Consider the following 18278-nt stretch of genomic DNA (forward strand, 5'->3'; position numbering starts at 1 on the left):
CTCCGCCAGGCAGGCTGCCAGGGCACTCCGCGCCCCGGAACCCGCATGCGGCGGCGCTCCGCGACGCCGTCACAAGATGCGATTCCTACCCGGCGCGAACGCCGGACCCTCCTCACAAGAGAGCAGGTGAGCGCGGCACGCCCCTCGTCCACCCTGGTCCCGCGATCCGGGGGTGGCGCGGGCCTGACCGGAGCTTCCCGGCAGCGGTGTCGGTGCGGGTGGCGCGGGTGGTCAGGGTGGTGGCGATGCGCTGGGTGGCAGCCATGCCGCGCGCCGCAGACTCCATACGGCGTTCACCGGTTCACCTCCGGGGTGACTTCCTCGATCACGACGCCGTTCCAGAAGGCGACGTGATTCTTGATCTTCCGGGCAAGCGGGCTGGGATGCGGGTAGGACCAGGCGGCATCCGGGTTGGTCTGCTCAGCGACGGTCACCGTGTAGTAGCGGGCGAGCCCCTTCCAGAAGCACAGCGACCTGGTCCGGCTCTCGGTGAAGTGCTCGCGATGGAGCGACTCGGGCGGGAAGTAGTGGTTGCCCTCCACCACGACCGTCCGCTCGGCCTCCGCGAGCACGGTGCCGTTCCATACGGCGCGCATCATGACCAGCCACCTCCGACGAGATCCTTGGGCTCCATTCAGCGACGCTGGAGCGCCGACCACCGGCCCGATGGTGATCGCGCTTACACTCCGCCGCCCGTGTCGGCAGCCGCTCGCAGGGCCTGCCTGAGCTGGTCGACCCCGGGCGCACCAGCCAAGCCATGCGGGGTGCGGTAGATCCGGCACGCCACCGAGGGCGAGGAGCCGGGCTCGGCGAACGGGTCGCGGCCGTTGATCAGGATCGTCGGGGAGCCGGTGAATCCCGACCGCTCGGCCTCAGCCTGATCCGTGATCACCCTGGTGGTGAAGGTTTCGCCGGACAGCCCGGCGCCGTCCAGGGCCTCCCGCAGCTGCTCCTCGGCAAGCTGCTGGTGGGGGCATCCTGGCACCGCGAAAATCTCGATCTCCATATCTCCAGGATCGCGCATCTGGACATGTTTCAGACCACGAACCCACCAGCACTCAGGCGAGAGGTGGGACGGCGGCCGATGGCTGAGCGGGGAGCACCGGCCTTTCACGACGCCGCGTAAGTGTTCGCTCACGTGGAAGGATGAGGCCATGTGGTCACGGCTGCCGTTCAGGGAGAGGCTGCGGGGTGAGCTGGGTTCGCCTCGGCGGACTCGCAGGCTGGGCAGCAGTCCGCGATCACGGGTATGGCGGACAGAGCTGTCGGGCACACCGGTGGTGGTCAAGCAGCTCATCGAGGGTCCAGGGGCCGCCGAGAGATACGCCCGCGAGGTGGCCGCGCTGCGGCTCGCGTCCCGGGTCGACCCGCCCGTCGTGCCGGGACTCCTTGGCACCGACCCCGTCGAACGGGTACTGGTCCTGGAGCACTTGGACCACCGTTCGCCGGCTGACGACTGGCTGGTCGGCTATGCCGAGGCACTGGCCCGACTCCACGCGGCCACTACTGCTGACGACGTCGGCCTTCTCCCCGCCTGGTCCGCTCCCACCGGAGACGACATCGGCTCCTTCCTCGGGCTCGCTCGGACGCTCGGCTGCACGGTGCCGTCCGAAGTGCGGACCGAGCTGGACGACCTCCTGAACCGCCTGACCCACACATCCGGGCATGCCCTGCTGCACGGCGATCCCTGCCCCGGCAACGACATGCACACCAGCAGCGGGGTCAGGTTCATCGATTTCGAGCAGGCCTCGCTCGGCCATGGGCTCGTGGAACTCGCCTACCTCCGCATCGGCTTCCCGACCTGCTGGTGCGTCACGGCCCCGGCTCAACCGCTGCTGAACGCGGCAGAGTCCGCCTACCGCACGGCCTGGCGCCATGCGACGGGCGCCGATCTCCAGGACGATCTCACCGACACGTGCGCGAGCTGGCTGCTTCGAGGCGACGCACTGGTTGAGCGGGCTCACCGTGGGACCGCCGACCACCTGTCCAAAGTCCCCACCAAGGACTGGCGGTGGGGCACCGCGACGGCTCGGCAGCGGCTCGTCCACCGGCTTGGAATCGTCAGCCAGATGACCATGAGCGGCAGCGAACTCGAAAATCTGGGGCAGCTCGCCGTAGCCATGCGCGACGCAATGCTCACCCGTTGGCCCGCGCTTCAACCACTGCCGGCTCAGCGGCCCTGAGGGCCCCCGGTCACCTGGCCAGGAGCACGAAATCCCGATCCGCCGGAGGAGCCCGTCTGAAGAAGCAGGAGCTGAAACCGCTCGGTCCAGATGTTCATTGAGCGGGGGCGCCGTTGATGGGCGGTGTGGGGCGGTTCAGGCGCCAGACCACGTCGATGCCGCAGCCGGAGGGAGCGGCAGGTGGTGTGGGCTGCTCACGACCAACTTCGGTGAACCCCAACCGGCGCGGTATGGCGCCACTGGAGGTGTTGGCCAGATCGTGCGTGATTTCCAAGTACTCCACGTCCGGCAGGGCGAACATCTCGGTGACCAGGGCGGCCGTCGCCCTCGTGGCGATGCCCTGGCCGGCGGCGGCAGGGTGCAGCCAGTACCCCATCCTCCATCCCTGCGGTTCGGGCCCGCGGTAGGTCTGGCACATGCCGATGGGCGTGCCGTCTTTGATGACGGCATAGTTGTAGATGTCGCCGCTTGCCCACTTCGACTCGGACTTCGCCAGAAAGTCTCGGGTCCTTGTCTCGCTGTGCTGGGCGATCCACGGCATCCACGGGCGCAGGTGGTCCAGAGACTCCTCGATCAGCTTGAAAGCCTGAGCGAAATCGCTCTGTCCGCGCCAGCGCCGCAGGACGAAGTCTCCGCACTCGATGATCTGACGCGGTCGGTCCATGACAGCCATGATTGTTTCGCGGAACGGGTCACTGCAACGAGATATGAGGAACCGGCGAGCTGATGTTCCGCGAGCGCGACCAGCATTCATCCGTCCTGGTTGGCCGGGTGACTGGTGGACTCGGCGTCCTCGGTAGCAGCCCAGGCGGCGAGGAGTTGGATCTTGTCGTGGTCGGAGGTGTGGGGTGGGGCGCTGTAGGCGGTGAGGGTCAGACCAGGCTGGGCGGGTAGTTCCATGGCATCGAAGTCGAGGGTGATCTCGCCGATGGCAGGGTGCCGGAAGGCTTTGCGGCCGGTGTGGTGCAGGCGCACGTTGTGCTTGGCCCAAGCGGTGCGGAATTCGTCGCTGCGGGTGACGAGTTCGCCGATCAGGCCCGTCAGGTCGCTGTCGCCCGGCGCGCGGCCGGCTTCGGTCCGCAACAGGGACACGGTGGTGTTCACGGACTCCTCCCAGTGCGGGAAGAACTCGCGTCCGGCGGGGTCGAGGAACTGGAAGCGGGCCATATTGACCGGCTCCCGAGCACTGCCGGTGTAGAGCGGGCTGTACAGGGCGCGGCCGAGCGGGTTGGTGGCGAGCACGTCCAGCCGGCCGTTGCGGATGAAGGCCGGGCAGTCGCTCATGGAATTCAGCACGCGCAGCACGCTGTCGGGCAGGGGCCCGCGGGGGCGCTTGGTACGGCGGGTGGGGCGTTTGGCGGCGGCACGGGCGAGATCGTGGAGGTGGGCGCGTTCGGCGTCGTCGAGCTGGAGAGCGGTCGCGACGGAGTCGAGAACCTCCTCGGACGCGCCGGCCAGGTGGCCGCGCTCCAGGCGCACGTAGTAGTCGACGCTGACACCGGCGAGCAGGGCGACTTCCTCGCGGCGCAGGCCCGGCACGCGCCGGTTGCCGCCGAAGGCGGGCAGCCCCGCCTGCTGCGGGGTGATCTTGGCGCGGCGGGAGGCCAGGAACTCGCGAATGTCACTCTCGGTACTCACGTGTTCCAGGCTAAGTCGGACGGCCCACCCGTGAGGAGTCCTGTCAGTACCTGTAACGGCAGACCCTTCTCCACCCCGTTGTCCTGCGGTTTCCTCGATACCAGCGCCGGTTGAGGCCGCCTGGGAACCCGACGGTGCCCAGTTGTTCGAGGAGGTTTTCCATACCGAGGCCGTCCGCGCCCCAAGAGCAGGCCCGCACCCACACATCGATCACGGAGCGATACCCCTCATGAGCAAGGTCTTCTTCATCACCGGCGCAGGACGCGGCCTGGGCGCGGACATCGCCCGCCAGGCCCTGGCCGCAGGGCACCAGGTCGTGGCCACCGGCCGCCGCCCCGAGCGCGTCCGGGAAGCCCTCGGCGGCGAGCACGACAATCTGCTGACCACCGCGCTGGACATCACGGACTCGCAGGCGGCCCAGAGCGCCGCCCGGGCCGCCGTCGACCGTGTCGGGCGCATCGACGTGCTGGTCAACAACGCGGCCAACTTCTACGCGGGCTTCTTCGAGGAGCTGTCCGAGCGGCAGGTCCGCGCGCAGATCGAGACGAACCTGTTCGGGCCGATGAACGTCACCCGCGCCGTCCTGCCCGTGATGCGCGCCCAGCGCTCGGGGCACATCGTCACCGTCTCCTCCCTCGCCGGCGTGGTCGGTGTCGACTTCTGCGTCGCCTACTCGGCCGCGAAGTTCGGCGTCGAGGGCTTCATGGAGTCCCTGCACCATGATGTGGAGCCGTTCGGCATCCACACCACGATCGTGGAGCCGGGCTTCTTCCGCACCGAACTGCTCGTGGATGCCTCCACCACGTATGCGGAGCTGTGTGTCGAGGACTACGCCGAACGCACCGCCGCCACGAGGAAGCAGTGGGAGTCCATGAACGGCCGGCAGGCCGGCGACCCGGTCAAGCTCGCCGACGCGCTGCTCAAGGTGGCGGACCTCGACCGACCGCCACTGCGCTTCGTCGCCGGCGACGACTGCCTCCAAGCCGTCGAGGCCAAGGCCGAGGAACTGCTCGCCCAGGTGGCAGCCTCCCGCGAGCTCGGCTCCGGCCTCGCTCACACCGACGCCGGCTGAACACCGCGCCAACCACTGCGACATCGAGGAAGAGAGCCATGGAACACATCACCAGCACCCCTACCGTGAAGGCCCCCGCCGAACGCTTCACGGGCGACGTCTGCCTCAACCTGATCGAGGCCCCCGCCGAACCGGCCCGCCTGGCCGTCGGCCTCGTCCGGTTCACGCCCGGCGCCCGCACCAACTGGCACTCCCACGTCAACGGCCAAATCCTCTACATCACCGACGGCGTCGGCCTGGTCGGCACCCGCGACGGCAACGTGGTGCGCGCCGGCGCCGGCGAGACCTTCAAGTGCCCCGCAGGTGAGGAGCACTGGCACGGCGCCACCGACACCAACCTCATGGCTCACATCGCCATCGTCGTCGGCGACGACAGCGGCGACGGCACCACCTGGCTCGAACCCGTAACCGACGAGCAGTACGTCGCGGCCCTCGCCACCGTCGAAGGCTGACCAAACGGAACGCTGCTCAAAGGCCGACGGAGAGCAGGATTTTTCCCGCGGCCAATGGTCCACGTCCGTGCTGGTGGGGCGGCGGGTGCCGGTGACTTTCGAGGCGGGTAGCCGACCGGCGCGGGAGGTGCCGGTCAGGGTGTCGCCGTCTACCGTCACGGCGAAGGTCAGGTCCAGCCGCAGGGGCTTGGTGGTGGACTGCCGCCATGTGAGTTGGTCACCAGCCAACTCCACATCTCGGAGTGGTACTTCCTCCCCCCGTGCCACGGGCGACACCGGTGAAGCCCGTGTCCTTCCCGCGGAGTTCGACGGCGGCCTTGAGCATGCCGATGGGAGTGGCGATGGACAGGTCCCAGATGCCTTCGACGGACATGGAGTGGTTCTTCTCCTTTTCGCTGTACGGAGTGGCGGGGCGCGGGGAGGGCCGGCCGGTCACAGGCGAGTCGGCTCCGGGCCCCGCGCCCGCCAGACCGTGCCGCGGCGCTCGTACGCGAACAGTTCCTCGACGGCGTGTGCGATCCGGGGCCCCACCTCCCGCTCCAGAAGGTGGAGGGCGAGGTCGAGCCCGGAAGTGACTCCCGCACTCGTGACGAGGTCGCCGTCGTCGACGACCCGGGCGTGCACCGCGTGTACCCCCGTGGCGTCGAGCAGGTCCAGGCCGAGGTGGTGGGTCGTGGCGGGCCGCCCCTCGATGAGCCCGGACAGGGCCAGCACGAGGGAGCCGCCGCAGACGGCGCCGACCATCATCGCCGGGTTGTCCAGGGCACCCTTCAGCAGTGCGGGCAGCGGGGTGGACAGGGTGCGGCCCAGCAGTACGGGGACGGTGGGCTCGGACGCCTCCTCGTCCGGCACTTCGCCGGGCTCCCCGACGGGCCCCGAAGCGCCGGGCACCAGAACCGCTCCCGCACGCCCGGGGTCGAGCGCTGCTGTCGCGCGCAGGGCGAGCCCGCCCGTGCCGCTGACCACGTCGCGCGGCCCTTCGGCGGAGACCAGCTCGACCTGGACCGCCCCGCCGGACGCGGCGCCACCGGCGTGCAGCACCTCGTACGGGGCGATGACATCGAGCGGATCGAAGCCGTCGAACAGGACGATCTGAACGTGCATTGGGATGGTTCCTTCGCGTACGACAGGTCCCGGTCCGCGCCGGGATCGCCACCGACGCTAGTCAGCCGCACATCCGCGCCCCAGTGGCATTCATGACGGGTGTCAACGGGATGTCGCCATACCATGTGGGAGTCGTCCTTCGGCACACCTGACCTGGTGGTGGCGACGTAGCAACGGTGGCGGGAATGCGGCGACGCGGTATGTTCTCGCCATGCACACCATCGCCGTCCTGGCGCTGGATCAGGTGATCCCCTTCGACCTGTCCACGCCGATCGAGGTCTTCTCCCGTACTCGGCTCCCCGACGGGCGCCCCGGTTACCAGGTTCGCGTGTGCGCCGAGCGCCCCGAAATCGACGCCGGCGCGTTCACCCTCCGCGCACACCGGGCACTCGACGGCCTCAAGGGCGCGGACACGGTGATCGTGCCGGGCACGGCCACCCCCACCGCACCGCTCACGCCCGCGGTCCGCGACGCGCTGCTGGCGGCCGCCGCGGAGGGCACCCGGATCGCGTCCATCTGCACGGGCACCTTCCCGCTGGCCGCCACCGGACTCCTCGACGGGCTGCGCGCCACGACGCACTGGATCGCGGCGGACCTGCTGGCCGCCTTGCATCCGAAGGTGACGGTCGACCCCGACGTGCTGTACGTCGACAATGGTCAGATCCTCACCTCGGCGGGCGCCGCCGCAGGCCTTGACCTGTGTCTGCACATGATCCGCGGCGACTACGGCTCGGCGGTGGCCGCCGACGCGGCCCGGCTCTCCGTCATGCCGCTCGAACGGGAGGGCGGGCAGGCGCAGTTCATCGTCCACCAGTACGCGCCCACACCGCAGGGATCCTCCTTCGAGCCCCTGCTCACCTGGCTCCAGGACAACCTGGGCCGCAACCTGACCCTCGCCGACATGGCCGCGCACGCCGGCGTCAGCACCCGCACCCTCATGCGCCGCTTCCGCGAGCAGACCGGCACCACCCCGCTGCAATGGCTGCACCGGGCGCGCATCCGGCAGGCCCAGCACCTCCTGGAGACCACACAGCATCCGGTGGAGCGGATCGCGGGACAGGTCGGGTTCGGCTCGCCCACAGCGTTCCGCGACCGCTTCAAGCGGACGACGGGCGTCAGCCCACAGGCATACCGCCGCACTTTCAGTTGAACCGACCCTGCTGGGCCCGCAGCCACGCGCGTCGTGGAGCCAGATCCGCACCTCCGCCCGTGTCCCGGAATAGCCGCGGCCCCGCCCCGCGTTACCGCGCGCATGACGACGAACGCGCCGCGGCCCGAGGTGCTGCGCTACACCGCCTTCTCCAGCGCCCCCGACGGCGGAAACCCCGCCGGCGTCGTTCTGGACGCCACCGCCCTGGACGACAGCGACATGCTGGCCATCGCCGCCGACCTCGGATACTCGGAGTCCGCGTTCCTGACCGCGCCGCCGGAGGGCCTCGGCGGCCAGGAGGGATGGGCGTACGGCATCCGTTACTTCAGTCCCAAGGCCGAGGTGCCGTTCTGCGGGCACGCCACCATCGCGACCGCCGTCGCGCTCGCCGAGCGGATGGGCCCCGGGGAGCTGGTGTTCGCGACGCGCGCCGGCACCGTGCCGGTGGAGGTGGCCGAGGAGGGCGGGACGGTCAGGGCCACACTCACCAGTGTCGAGCCGCACATCGGAGACATCGCCCACACCGACCTCGCAGAGGCGCTCACAGCCCTCGACTGGCCGGCCGCCGATCTCGACCCGGCCTTCCCGCCCCGCATCGCGTTCGCCGGCGCCCGCCACCTCGTACTCGCGGCGGCGACTCGCGCGCGCCTCGCCGATCTCGCGTACGACTTCCCACGCCTCGAAGCCCTGATGCACCGCTTGGACCTGACGACGGTCCAGTTGGTGTGGCGGGAGTCGGCCACCGTCTTCCATGTCCGTGACCCGTTCCCCGTCGGCGGCGTCGTCGAGGACCCGGCGACCGGCGCCGCGGCCGCCGCGTTCGGTGCGTATGCCCGTGAGCTCGGTCTGGTCCCCGAGGACGCGGTCCTGACCCTGCATCAGGGCGAGGACATGGGCCGCCCCGGCGAACTCACGGTGACGCTGCGCGCGGGTGACCCGCGCGTCCGCGTCAGCGGCACGGGAACTCGCATCGGCTAGTCGGTCCTGGCCGACCAGGCGGCGGCGCCCCCACTGGTGACGGCGGTGCGGGCGGATTCGTCGACGTGGAGCATGAAGACGTCGGGGCGCGCGTAGTGGCCGGTGGGGTCGAAGTCGAAGCGGGCGCGTACGAGGTCGTCGAGGTCCAGTTCGGCGGTCAGGATGCCCTCGCTGTCGCGCAGCGGGCCCGCGAGGACCTCCCCGAGCGGGGACACGATGACGGAGCCGCCGCCGATCAGGACGGTGTCGGGCGCGTCGCCCTGGACGGGGTGGAGGTCGGCGGGCAGGGCTTCGCGGCGCAGGTACTGGTTGGCGCTGAGCACGAAGCAGCGGCCCTCCAGGGCGATGTGCCGCATGCTGGCCTGCCAGGCGTCGCGGTCGTCCACGGTCGGCGCGCACCACAGGTCGACGCCCTTGGCGTACATGGCCGTACGGAACAGCGGCATGTAGTTCTCCCAGCAGATGGCCGCGCCGAGGCGGGCGGTGCCGGTGTCGACGACCGGGAGGGTGGAACCGTCGCCCTGGCCCCACAGGTAGCGTTCGGCGGCGGTCGGCATGAGCTTGCGGTGCAGGCCCAGGTAGCCGTCGGGGCCGAAGAAGAGGGCGACGCAGTAGAGGGTGCCGCCCCGGCGTTCGACGGCGCCGACGACGGCGTGGCAGCCGAGGTCCCGGGTGAGGGCGGCCAGGGTGTCGGTCTCGGGGCCGGGGACGTCGATGGCGGCGGCGTGGTAGCGGCGGAACAGTTCACGGCCGGCCGGGGTGCGGCTGCCGACGGTGATGTCGAAGTCCAGGCCCTTGGGATAGCCGCCGAGGAACGCCTCGGGCAGGACCACGACCTCCGCGCCTCGGTCACCGGCGGCCTCCCGGATGAGTTCCTCGGCGCGCTTCAGCGCGGCCTGCGTGTCGAACAGCGGGGCGGCCGCCTGGACGACGGCAGCGGTCACGGTACGGCGGGACTCGGGGGGCGCGGCAGCGGCGCGGGGCAGCGAAGTCATGGCACCGAGACTAGGAATCCCCCGAATCATCGAGCAAGGCAGTGGCGGGGACAGGGGCTGACACGACGCTTTCCGTCCCGCCGGGCAGGTCGCCCAGGGGTTCGTCCCTGGTGACGACCAGGTCGGCGTCGCGCATCAGCTGATCGGCGGCGGTCACGCCTCTGCTTCCGGGTAGTCGTCCAGGATGGCGAGCGCCGCGGCGGTCGCGGCGACCGGGTCGCCGGCGCGCACTGCTTCGAACAGCGCCGTGTGGAAGGGGTCGTCGCCGGCGTCGTCCATGCACTGGTTGGCCTTGACGGTCTCCCACAGGACGTCGCTCATGTTCCGGTAGAGATCGCTGAGTACCGGATTGTGGGACGCCTCGGCGATGCGCAGGTGGAAGTCGACGTCGGCATCGGTGAAGGCGTCCAGGTCCCGGGCCCGGCCTGCGGATTCCCTGCGTGCCATGGCTTCACTGATCACGGCGAGGTCGTCATCGGTGCGCGTCGTGCTGGCGAGGCGGGCGGCGACGATGTCCAGGCCGCGGCGGACAACGAGGATGTCGGCGGTCCTCGCCCGGTCGAAGTGCCGACGCAGCGCGACCTGGCCCTCGTCGGTGGCGATGACGTAGGTGCCGTCGCCTTGACGGGTGGTGAGCAGTCCGGCGTGGACGAGCACCCGGACCGCCTCGCGGATGGAGAGCCGGCTCACGGCGAGGGTCGCGGCGAGCTGGTCCTCCGGCGGAATCCGGTCGCCCACCTGCCATGTACCCCGCGCGAGTTCTCCCCGCAGCTGGTTGATCACAGCGTCGACGATCGACATTCGTGCGACGGGTTTCATGCAACCCTCTTCCCTAGTCATCAGATGACTTGATAACCATATGACTCTGCAGGGACGGAGTTCCAGCCCTTTCACCGACTCGAAGGGGGCCGCTGGCATGACCCACGCCCTGTTCACCCACATCCGACCTCATGGCGGCGATCCTCACGACGTGCTGGTGACCGACGGCCGCATCGCGGCCATCGATCCCTCGACGCGGCCCGGGAACTGCGTCGTCGTCGACGGCGGCGGTGCCCTTGCCCTGCCTTCCCCGGTCGACGCACACATCCATCCCGACAAGTCGGCCTGGGGCCGGCCGTGGCTGAGCCGCGAACCCGCCGACACACTCCGCGAACTGATCACGAACGACGTCGCCACCCAGCGCGCCATGACCTCTCCGGTACACGAACGCGCCGGCGCCCTGATCGCCCGGGCGGTCAGCCGCGGCACCCGGGCGATGCGCGCGCACGTCGATGTCGCACCGGTCCACGGGCTCTCCCACCTGCACGGCATCCGCGCCGCCGCCGCTCCGTTCGCCACGGCGATGGACCTCCAGGTGGTGGCCTTCCCTCAGCTCGGCCTCCTCACCGAGCCCGGCACCGCCGAGTTGCTGGAGCAGGCCGTCAAGGAGGGCGCCGACATCGTCGGCGGCCTGGATCCGATCGGCATCGACGGTGACCTCGACGGACATCTGGACGTGCTGTTCGGCATCGCCGAGCGCACCGGCGCACCGATCGACATCCACCTGCACGACCGCGGCCGAGCGGGCCTGGACCAGATCGCCGAGATCGCCCGCCGTACCCGCGCCGCGGGCATGCGGGGAAAGGTCACGATCAGCCACGCGTTCTGCCTGTCCGACTGTGACGCCACCGAGTTGGAGCGCACCGCCGAACTCCTGGCCGAGTCGGACGTGGCGGTGACCACGTGCGCGCTGGGCAACGAGCCGGTCGTGCCCTTCCGGCCGCTGGTGGAACGGGGCGTGCGGGTCGGCGCCGGTTCGGACGGCGTGCGGGACGCCTGGACCCCGTTCGGCGACGGCGACATGTTCACGCGGGCGCATCTGCTCGCGTACCGCACCGATGCCCGCACTGACGAGGAACTGGCGGCGTGCTACGCCGTGGCGGCGCACGGCGGCGCGGACGTCATGGGCCTGGAGCGGTCCGACCTGCGGGTCGGCGACCCCGCCGACTTCGTTCTGCTGGCCGGGGAGTCCGTCGCCCAGGTCCTCGTCGACCGGCCGCTGCCCGCGATGGCCGTCCGGGCCGGGAACGTCGTCGCCCGTGACGGGCGCCTCGAGAGGACCACCCGGTGAAGCGCCGCAGGCCGGTCCTGCTCACCGGCGGACTCGCACTCACCCTGACCGCCTGCGGCAACGCCGCGCTGGGCGGGCAACAGGCGGCCCTCACGACGGCGGACCTCGCCACCACCACCGCGTCGGCCGCCCACGGCGTGGACCGGATCACCTGGAACCTGCCCTACGAGCCACAGACGCTGGACCCGATCCGCTCCTTCAACTACGCCGAGAACACCGCGCTCGCGAACATGTGCGAGAGTCTGATGCGGCTCACCCCCGACCTGAAGATCCGCCCCGGTCTGGCCGAGAAGGCGGAGAATCCGACCCCGACCCGGTGGGTCTACACGCTGCGCAAGGACGTCAGGTTCTGGGACGGCAAGCAGATGACCGCCGACGACGTGGCGGCCAGCCTCAACCGCCACCTCGACCCGACGCTGGGCACCTGGTGGAGCGACTACTTCGAGACCGTCGCCTCCATCAAGGCGACCGGACCGTACCAGGTCACGGTGGACCTCAAGCAGCCCGACGTGCTCTTCAACCAGGCCATGGCGACCGCCGCCGGCGCCGTCGTGGAGAAATCGTTCCTGGACAAGGCCGGAAAGAACCTCGGCTCTCCCACCGGCGGCGTCATGTGCACCGGACCCTTCAAGTTCGCCGGCTGGAAGCCCGGCGACTCCCTTCGGCTGACTCGCAATGACAGCTACTGGAACGCCGAACTCAAGGCGAAATCAAAGACGTTGGTATTCCGGTTCATCGCCGACGAGACCACCGCGGTCAACGCCCTGCGGTCCGGCGAGGTCGACGGGCAGTACTTCTACCTCCCCCCTGCCGGACTCAGCCAACTGGTCAACTCCCCCACCGGCTCGGTCACGCTCGGCCGCTCCCTCACCTTCTGGGCCCTGCTCGGCGCCGCCAAGTCAGGCCCGTACGCCGATCCGCGCGTGCGCGAGGCACTGTCGGCCGCCCTCGACCGACCGGGAATCGCCCGGGTGATCTTCCAGGGGGCCGCAGCCCCGGAAAGTACGTTGGCCAACTCCGACTACTGGGGCTACGCCGCGGACACCTTCCGCACCGCACACGACGCTCTGCCCGCGGCGAAGCCCGACCTCGCCCGCGCCAAGCGGCTCCTGAAGGCCGCCGCCAAGCCGTCCCGCCCCCTCACCATCGGGATCCAAGGAAGTTCGGCGGTGCACGAACAGACAGCGAGCATCATCAAGGCCGCCGGCGAGGACCTCGGGCTCGACGTCAAGATCAAGGTCATCCCGGTCGAGCAGTACGGCAACCTCTACAGCGACCCCAAAGCCCGTGAAGGCATCGACGCCTTCCTGAGCACCTGGTACGGCAACATGCCCGATCCCCTGGACGTCTACCGCGTGTTCACCAAGGGCGGCCGGTCCAACTTCGACGACTACGCGTCCGTGGACGGCGCCGTCAGGCAGGCACAGGCCGCCTACGGCCCGCAGCAGCGGGCCGGGCTGGTCAGCGGAATCCAGACCACCGTCAGCCGGGACGTGCCCTGGACGCCGATCACCTCCCTGCCCGTCATCCTCTACATGAACAAGCGGATCACCGGAGCGGTCGCCTCGTTCTCGTACCTGTACTACCCCTGGGCCGCCGGGATCGGTGCGCGATGAGGTGGCTGACATTCCTGGCACGACGGCTGGCCGCGCTCGCGGCGGTCCTCCTCGTGGCCTCGTTCCTGGTGTACGGGCTGCTCTACACGGTTCCCGGCGGCCCCATGGCGTTTCTGCTCGGCAACCGAAGCGGCAGCCCCGAGCAGATCGCGGCGATCCGTCACCAGTACCACCTCGACGAGCCGTTCCTGGTCCGCTACTTCAGCTGGCTGGGCGACACGCTGCACGGTGACTTCGGTCAGTCCCTGGTCTACCGCCAGGACGTGTCCGCCCTGATGTCCACCCGGCTGGCGACGACGGGGCTGCTGGTCCTGTACGCCACGGTGATCATCGTCGTGATCGGTATCGCCCTCGGCCTGCTCGGAGCGCTGCGACTGGGCCCGGTCGACGCGGCCGTCTCCGTGGTGAACAGCGTCTTCCTGGCCACTCCCACCTTCGTCGTGGGCGTCGTACTGGTCGTCGCCTTCGCCCTGGGGCTGGGCTGGTTCCCGGTCTTCGGCCCGGGAGCGGGCCTGGGCGACCGGCTGTATCACCTGACGCTGCCCGCCATCGCCCTCAGCCTCGGCAGCGCCGGCTTCCTGGCCCGCATCACCCGCGCCTCGGTGGGCGCGGAGTTGGGCCGCGAACACGTGGAGACGGCGCGCAGCCGTGGATTCTCCGAGTCCCACATCGTCCGCCGGCACGTGCTGCGCAACGCGTCGATCCCGGTCGTGACCGTCATGGGCCTCACCGTGGCCGGCCTGATCGCGGGTTCCGTGGTCGTCGAGAACATCTTCGCGCTGGACGGGCTCGGCTCACTGCTCGTACGGGCCATTCTCCAGCGGGACTTCGCCGTGGTGCAGGGCGTCGTTCTCGTCCTGGTCACCGCGTTCGTCATCGTCAACCTGGTGGTCGACCTGTGCTACTCGCTCATCGACCCCCGTCTGTCTCCCAGGGAGGCGACATGAAGGCACGCCTGGGCCCGACGGGCCTCTCCGCACTGGCACTTCTCGCGGTCGTTGCCGTGGTCAGCGCCTGTGCGCCACTGCTGGCGCCCTACGATCCGAATCGGCCCGACCTCTTCAACGCGCTGTCCGGGAGCACCGGAAGCCACGTGCTCGGTGGTGACGCGCTCGGCCGGGACATCCTGTCGCGGCTGATGTTCGGGGCCCGCACGACGCTGCTGGGCCCGCTGGTCACCATCGCACTGTCCACCGTGGTGGGCACCACGCTCGCGATCGTCGCCGCGTGGTCCGGCGGCCGGGTCGACGCCGTCATCTCCCGGCTGCTCGACGTTCTGTTCGCCGTGCCGGGCATCGTGTTCGCCCTGGTGACCGTGGCCGTGGTCGGTCCCGGTATGACGGGAGTGGTCCTCGGCCTGGCCGTGGCGTACACGCCGTATGTGGCCCGCGTCGTCCGCAGCGCCGCGCTGCGGGAACGCGGCCTCCCCTACGTCTCGGCCGCCTGGCTCCAGGGCAGATCGGCCGTCGCCATCTGCGGGCGCCACCTGCTGCCCAACCTGCGCCCGCTGATCGTCGCCCAGTCGGTGTCGGCGCTCGGCTTCGCGATCATCGACCTGGCCGCGATCTCGTTCCTCGGACTCGGGGTGCAGCCGCCGGCCGCCGACTGGGGCCTGATGGTCAAGAGCGGACTGGACGGCGCGATGCGCGGCCAGCCGATGGAGGCCATCAGCGCGGGCGTGCTGATCGTGATCGTGGTGGTCGCGGTGACGGTGCTCGGCGACCGGATGGGTGCTCAGCAAGGGGGTGCGCGATGAGCAACGATCTCCTGGTCCTGGACCAGCTGCGGCTCGAGGTTCCGGCCGGCCGCGGGCAATGGCGGACGCTCGTCGACGACGTCGGCCTCACCGTCGCCCCGGGCGAAGCCGTCGGCCTCGTCGGCGAATCCGGCTCGGGCAAGTCGATGACCGCGCGGTCCATCCTCCGCCTGACCCCACCCGGCGCACGGCTGAGCGGCCGGATCCAGTTCGACGGGACACCGGTCCTCGACCTCGGGGCGCGCGAGCTGCGCGCCCTGCGGTCGCGCCGGATCGCGATGATCTTCCAGGACCCCCGGGCGCACATCAACCCGGTACGCAGCATCGGTGACTTCCTCACCGAGGCGCTGGTCACCAACCTGTCGGTGCCCCCGAAACAGGCTCACGCCAAGGCCGTCCGCCTTCTCGCCGATGTCGGCATCACCGACGGCGAACGCCGGATGCGACAGCACCCGCACGAGTTGTCCGGCGGACTGCTCCAGCGCGTCATGATCGCATCGGTACTGGCCGTGGAACCCGACCTGGTGCTCGCGGACGAGCCCACGACCGCTCTGGACGTGACCACCCAGTCGGAGGTGATGGTCATCCTGGACGAACTGCGCCGGGACCGCGGTATGGCCATGTTGCTGATCACCCACGACCTCGAACTCGCCGCGGCGACCTGCGACCGCATCGGCGTCATGTACGCCGGACGGATCGTGGAGGTGCAGTCCGCCGAGGCGCTCACCGGATCCCCCCGGCATCCCTACAGCAGTGGCCTGTTGACATCCCGGCCGAGTATCGACCAGGTCGTCCATCCGCTGCCCGTCGTCCCCGGCCGCGCGGTCGCGGCCTTCGAGGCGGGCGAAGGCTGCGCCTTCGCACCCCGCTGCGCGGTCAGCACACCGGAGTGCTCCACCGCCCGCCCGGCGCTGCGCGCGGTGGGCAACGCCCACGTCGCCTGTATACGAGCGGAGGAACCGTGACCGAGATCCTGGTCAGGGCGGAAGGTCTGCGCAAGGTCTACGGGAAGGGCGCCGTCGCCGTCGACGACCTGTCCTTCACCCTCGCCCGCGGTGAATCGCTGGCCGTCGTGGGCGAGTCCGGCTCGGGCAAGACCACCGTCGCCCGCATGCTGCTGGGCCTGGAAACCCCCACGGCCGGCACGATCAGCGTCTGCGGACGACCACGGACGGGCCGAACCGGCTCGGCCGAACGGCGCCGCCGGGCCCGGGAGATCCAGATGGTCTTCCAGGACCCGTACTCCTCACTGGACCCGTTGCAGCACATCGGGGACGTCATCGAAACCAGCCTCGCCCTGCACTTCCCGCTGAGCGCGCACGAGCGGCGCAACCGGGTCCTGGAGCTGCTCGAGGCCGTGGGACTGACCGACCGGCACGCCACGATGCTGCCCCGCCAGCTCTCCGGCGGACAGCGGCAACGCGTCGCCATCGCCCGCGCGATCGCCATCGAACCACAGGTCCTGGTGCTGGACGAGGCGGTCGCGGCGCTGGACGTCTCCGTGCAGGCGCAGATCCTCAACCTGCTGACCGACATCCGCGAACGCAGCGGCATCAGCTACGTGTTCATCTCGCACGACCTGGCGGTCGTCAACCAGATCAGCGACACGGCGATCGTGATGTCCGCCGGCCGCGTGGTCGAGCGCGGGCCGACCCGGCAACTGCTGCGCGCCCCGCAGGAGGAGTACACCAAAGCCCTCCTGGACGCGGTTCCCAGACCCGGCTGGAAGCCCCGCCGTCGCCCGGCCGGCTCCCACCCTTCCCCGCACCCCGCCTCCCCCCGTCCCCAACACTGAGAGGCCATCACCATGTGTCTGGACCACCATCAGCCGCCGCCCTCACACGTCGCCCGGCGCGGCGTCCTCGCCACCGCGATGGCACTGGCCGGCGGATCCCTGCTCGCCGGCACGGCCGAGGCGGCCACCCGTACGCCGGAACGGGAGGCACCCGGCACCGGCCCTGCACCGTCCGGCGGCACTCTCGTCATCGACGGCGGCACCCTCCTCGACCCGCTCACCGGGGACGTCACCACCGACTCCGTGGTCGTCATCGTGGACGGCACCGTGCGGGCCGCGGGCAGCCGGGACGCCACCCGGCGTGCCCGCGCGGCGCTGCGAGCGGACGTGAGCGTGGTCGACGCCCACGGCCGATGGGTGCTCCCCGGCCTGGTCGACGCCCACATCCACATCAACTCCCTCAAGGAGGCCGGAACAGCCCTCCGTCAGGGAGCGACCAGCGTGCGCAGTGGGTCCACCACCTTCTACCAGGACATCGCCGTACGCGAACTGGCCCGGTGGGCCCCGGCCCGGGCACCGCGAATGCGGGCCGCCGGCATCTTCGTCACCCCCGACCTCGGTGACACGATCCTGGCCGACCCCGACCTCGCCCCGCTGGCCCGCCTCAAGGACGGCGTCCGCTCGTCCGAGGCGCTGCGCCGCGTGGTCGACGTGAACCTGAACCGGGGCGCGGACGTCATCAAGACCCGGGTCAACGACCGTGCGGGCCTGCCGGACCAGGACCCGCTGCGCCAGGTGTACAACCGTGAGCAACTCGCCACGGTGGTGGCGGCGGCGCGGCGCCGCGGAGCCGGCGTCCTCTGCCACAGCTACAGCGAACAAGGCTGCCGCGACGCCGTCCTGGCGGGCATCAGCAGTCTGGAGCACGGCGTCTTCGTCGCCGAGGACACGCTGCACGAAATGCAGCGCCGCGGGACGTACTTCACGCCCACCCTGACCGCCATCGCCGGCCTGGCCGAATCCGACGACCCTGTACTCGCCGCGCGGGGGCGCGAGTTCCTCCCCATACTGCAGCAAGCCGTGTGCAGGGCACACGACATGGGAGTCCCGCTGGCGGCGGGCACCGACTCCGCCGGGGGGCAGATCGATCCGATCGGCGGCGAGGTGGTACTGATGCACCAGGCCGGCCTGCCGGCCCTGGACGCCATCCGCACCGCCACGACGGCAGCGGCGCGGCTGACCGGACTGAGCGGCAGCGCCGGGCGGCTGGCGCAGGGCTTCCGTGGCGACGCGGTGCTGCTCGCCGACGATCCGCTGGAGGATCTCACAGCGCTGAGGACGCCGAGCGCGGTGATCAGCAACGGCGTCGTCGTCGGCACCTGACGGCCGCCTGCGCTAGTAGACTGTCGCAGCTAATATTTGGGATAGAGATGGCGCAGTTTGATGCGTGCATCGTGGGTGGTGAATTGCCAGTCCACCTGACGCTGGT

19 protein-coding genes and 1 pseudogene are annotated in these 18278 nt (G+C 70.4%); 12 read left to right on the forward strand and 8 right to left on the reverse strand.

Going from position 1 to position 18278, the window contains the following annotated elements:
• Positions 1-293: 293 nt before the first annotated feature.
• Together ABZ818_RS39240 and ABZ818_RS39245 are read right to left on the reverse strand one after the other, a co-directional pair.
• Complete coding sequence (locus ABZ818_RS39240) at positions 294-599, reverse strand: DUF427 domain-containing protein (protein ID WP_361426058.1); 306 nt, start codon at positions 597-599, stop codon at positions 294-296.
• Positions 600-679: 80 nt separating this feature from the next.
• Positions 680-1006, reverse strand: coding sequence for a hypothetical protein (locus ABZ818_RS39245; RefSeq protein ID WP_361426061.1), 327 nt, complete (start codon positions 1004-1006; stop codon positions 680-682).
• Positions 1007-1154: 148 nt separating this feature from the next.
• On the opposite strand from ABZ818_RS39245, the gene ABZ818_RS39250 reads away from it, so the two are divergent.
• Complete coding sequence (locus tag ABZ818_RS39250; protein ID WP_361426064.1) at positions 1155-2183, forward strand: aminoglycoside phosphotransferase family protein; 1029 nt, start codon at positions 1155-1157, stop codon at positions 2181-2183.
• 94 nt (positions 2184-2277) lie between these two features.
• Here ABZ818_RS39250 and ABZ818_RS39255 read toward each other — a convergent pair whose 3' ends face one another.
• Together ABZ818_RS39255 and ABZ818_RS39260 are read right to left on the reverse strand one after the other, a co-directional pair.
• Entirely contained in the window at positions 2278-2856 is a 579-nt protein-coding gene (locus ABZ818_RS39255) for a GNAT family N-acetyltransferase (protein ID WP_361426067.1), read from the reverse strand.
• Positions 2857-2933: 77 nt separating this feature from the next.
• Positions 2934-3821 carry a helix-turn-helix transcriptional regulator gene (locus ABZ818_RS39260; protein ID WP_361426070.1) on the reverse strand — a complete coding sequence of 296 codons (888 nt, stop codon included), beginning with the start codon at positions 3819-3821 and terminating at the stop codon, positions 2934-2936.
• A 229-nt stretch (positions 3822-4050) separates the two neighbouring features.
• Here ABZ818_RS39260 and ABZ818_RS39265 point away from each other — a divergent pair, with 229 nt between their 5' ends.
• Both ABZ818_RS39265 and ABZ818_RS39270 read left to right on the forward strand, forming a co-directional pair.
• Complete coding sequence (locus ABZ818_RS39265; protein WP_361426072.1) at positions 4051-4893, forward strand: SDR family NAD(P)-dependent oxidoreductase; 843 nt, start codon at positions 4051-4053, stop codon at positions 4891-4893.
• Positions 4894-4931: 38 nt separating this feature from the next.
• Positions 4932-5345: a cupin domain-containing protein gene (locus ABZ818_RS39270; protein ID WP_361426075.1), complete on the forward strand. Its 414-nt coding sequence runs from the start codon at positions 4932-4934 to the stop codon at positions 5343-5345.
• Positions 5346-5423: 78 nt separating this feature from the next.
• Here ABZ818_RS39270 and ABZ818_RS39275 read toward each other — a convergent pair.
• Both ABZ818_RS39275 and ABZ818_RS39280 read right to left on the reverse strand, forming a co-directional pair.
• Positions 5424-5718: pseudogene (locus ABZ818_RS39275) on the reverse strand (hypothetical protein); the annotation flags it as partial.
• 59 nt (positions 5719-5777) lie between these two features.
• On the reverse strand, positions 5778-6449 hold the full coding sequence (locus ABZ818_RS39280; RefSeq protein WP_361426078.1) for a DJ-1/PfpI family protein: 672 nt from the start codon (positions 6447-6449) through the stop codon (positions 5778-5780).
• A gap of 211 nt (positions 6450-6660) precedes the next feature.
• Here ABZ818_RS39280 and ABZ818_RS39285 point away from each other — a divergent pair, with 211 nt between their 5' ends.
• Together ABZ818_RS39285 and ABZ818_RS39290 are read left to right on the forward strand one after the other, a co-directional pair.
• Positions 6661-7599 carry a helix-turn-helix domain-containing protein gene (locus ABZ818_RS39285; protein ID WP_361426081.1) on the forward strand — a complete coding sequence of 313 codons (939 nt, stop codon included), beginning with the start codon at positions 6661-6663 and terminating at the stop codon, positions 7597-7599.
• 102 nt (positions 7600-7701) lie between these two features.
• Positions 7702-8577, forward strand: a complete 876-nt coding sequence (locus ABZ818_RS39290; RefSeq protein WP_361426084.1) for a PhzF family phenazine biosynthesis isomerase — start codon at positions 7702-7704, stop codon at positions 8575-8577.
• Here the strand turns inward: ABZ818_RS39290 and ABZ818_RS39295 are convergent.
• Positions 8574-9572 carry a nitrilase-related carbon-nitrogen hydrolase gene (locus ABZ818_RS39295; RefSeq protein WP_361426087.1) on the reverse strand — a complete coding sequence of 333 codons (999 nt, stop codon included), beginning with the start codon at positions 9570-9572 and terminating at the stop codon, positions 8574-8576. The genes ABZ818_RS39290 and ABZ818_RS39295 overlap by 4 nt on opposite strands.
• A gap of 153 nt (positions 9573-9725) precedes the next feature.
• Positions 9726-10391, reverse strand: a complete 666-nt coding sequence (locus ABZ818_RS39300; RefSeq protein ID WP_361426090.1) for a FadR/GntR family transcriptional regulator — start codon at positions 10389-10391, stop codon at positions 9726-9728.
• Between the two features lie 97 nt (positions 10392-10488).
• Here ABZ818_RS39300 and ABZ818_RS39305 point away from each other — a divergent pair, with 97 nt between their 5' ends.
• The 7 genes from ABZ818_RS39305 to ABZ818_RS39335 are packed head-to-tail and all read left to right on the forward strand — an operon-like array spanning position 10489 to position 18172.
• Positions 10489-11682, forward strand: a complete 1194-nt coding sequence (locus ABZ818_RS39305; RefSeq protein ID WP_361426093.1) for an amidohydrolase family protein — start codon at positions 10489-10491, stop codon at positions 11680-11682.
• A complete protein-coding gene (locus ABZ818_RS39310) occupies positions 11679-13298 on the forward strand; it encodes an ABC transporter substrate-binding protein (protein WP_361426096.1) in 1620 nt (539 codons plus the stop codon). Before ABZ818_RS39305 ends, ABZ818_RS39310 begins: the two co-directional genes overlap by 4 nt.
• On the forward strand, positions 13295-14245 hold the full coding sequence (locus tag ABZ818_RS39315; protein ID WP_361426099.1) for an ABC transporter permease: 951 nt from the start codon (positions 13295-13297) through the stop codon (positions 14243-14245). Before ABZ818_RS39310 ends, ABZ818_RS39315 begins: the two co-directional genes overlap by 4 nt.
• The gene (locus tag ABZ818_RS39320; protein WP_361426102.1) at positions 14242-15054 is read left to right on the forward strand and encodes an ABC transporter permease; all 813 of its coding nucleotides are present in this window, start codon (positions 14242-14244) and stop codon (positions 15052-15054) included. Before ABZ818_RS39315 ends, ABZ818_RS39320 begins: the two co-directional genes overlap by 4 nt.
• A complete protein-coding gene (locus ABZ818_RS39325; RefSeq protein ID WP_361426105.1) occupies positions 15051-16019 on the forward strand; it encodes an ABC transporter ATP-binding protein in 969 nt (322 codons plus the stop codon). Before ABZ818_RS39320 ends, ABZ818_RS39325 begins: the two co-directional genes overlap by 4 nt.
• Positions 16016-16849 (forward strand): ATP-binding cassette domain-containing protein, encoded by an 834-nt coding sequence (locus ABZ818_RS39330; RefSeq protein ID WP_361426108.1) that lies wholly within the window; start codon positions 16016-16018, stop codon positions 16847-16849. The genes ABZ818_RS39325 and ABZ818_RS39330 overlap by 4 nt, the downstream gene beginning before the upstream one ends.
• A 12-nt stretch (positions 16850-16861) precedes the next feature.
• Positions 16862-18172 (forward strand): amidohydrolase family protein, encoded by a 1311-nt coding sequence (locus tag ABZ818_RS39335; protein WP_361426111.1) that lies wholly within the window; start codon positions 16862-16864, stop codon positions 18170-18172.
• Positions 18173-18278 lie beyond the last annotated feature (106 nt).

This window comes from Streptomyces sp. NPDC047453 (assembly GCF_040643155.1).
Taxonomy (GTDB): Bacteria; Actinomycetota; Actinomycetes; order Streptomycetales; family Streptomycetaceae; genus Streptomyces.

Coding starts and splice junctions, on each gene's coding strand:
- ABZ818_RS39240 (WP_361426058.1), bottom strand. CDS start 599: ATGATGCGCGCCGTATGGAACGGCACCGTGCTCGCGGAGGCCGAGCGG.
- ABZ818_RS39245 (WP_361426061.1), bottom strand. CDS start 1,006: ATGGAGATCGAGATTTTCGCGGTGCCAGGATGCCCCCACCAGCAGCTT.
- ABZ818_RS39250 (WP_361426064.1), top strand. CDS start 1,155: ATGTGGTCACGGCTGCCGTTCAGGGAGAGGCTGCGGGGTGAGCTGGGT.
- ABZ818_RS39255 (WP_361426067.1), bottom strand. CDS start 2,856: ATGGCTGTCATGGACCGACCGCGTCAGATCATCGAGTGCGGAGACTTC.
- ABZ818_RS39265 (WP_361426072.1), top strand. CDS start 4,051: ATGAGCAAGGTCTTCTTCATCACCGGCGCAGGACGCGGCCTGGGCGCG.
- ABZ818_RS39270 (WP_361426075.1), top strand. CDS start 4,932: ATGGAACACATCACCAGCACCCCTACCGTGAAGGCCCCCGCCGAACGC.
- ABZ818_RS39280 (WP_361426078.1), bottom strand. CDS start 6,449: ATGCACGTTCAGATCGTCCTGTTCGACGGCTTCGATCCGCTCGATGTC.
- ABZ818_RS39285 (WP_361426081.1), top strand. CDS start 6,661: ATGCACACCATCGCCGTCCTGGCGCTGGATCAGGTGATCCCCTTCGAC.
- ABZ818_RS39290 (WP_361426084.1), top strand. CDS start 7,702: ATGACGACGAACGCGCCGCGGCCCGAGGTGCTGCGCTACACCGCCTTC.
- ABZ818_RS39295 (WP_361426087.1), bottom strand. CDS start 9,572: ATGACTTCGCTGCCCCGCGCCGCTGCCGCGCCCCCCGAGTCCCGCCGT.
- ABZ818_RS39300 (WP_361426090.1), bottom strand. CDS start 10,391: ATGAAACCCGTCGCACGAATGTCGATCGTCGACGCTGTGATCAACCAG.
- ABZ818_RS39305 (WP_361426093.1), top strand. CDS start 10,489: ATGACCCACGCCCTGTTCACCCACATCCGACCTCATGGCGGCGATCCT.
- ABZ818_RS39315 (WP_361426099.1), top strand. CDS start 13,295: ATGAGGTGGCTGACATTCCTGGCACGACGGCTGGCCGCGCTCGCGGCG.
- ABZ818_RS39320 (WP_361426102.1), top strand. CDS start 14,242: ATGAAGGCACGCCTGGGCCCGACGGGCCTCTCCGCACTGGCACTTCTC.
- ABZ818_RS39325 (WP_361426105.1), top strand. CDS start 15,051: ATGAGCAACGATCTCCTGGTCCTGGACCAGCTGCGGCTCGAGGTTCCG.
- ABZ818_RS39335 (WP_361426111.1), top strand. CDS start 16,862: ATGTGTCTGGACCACCATCAGCCGCCGCCCTCACACGTCGCCCGGCGC.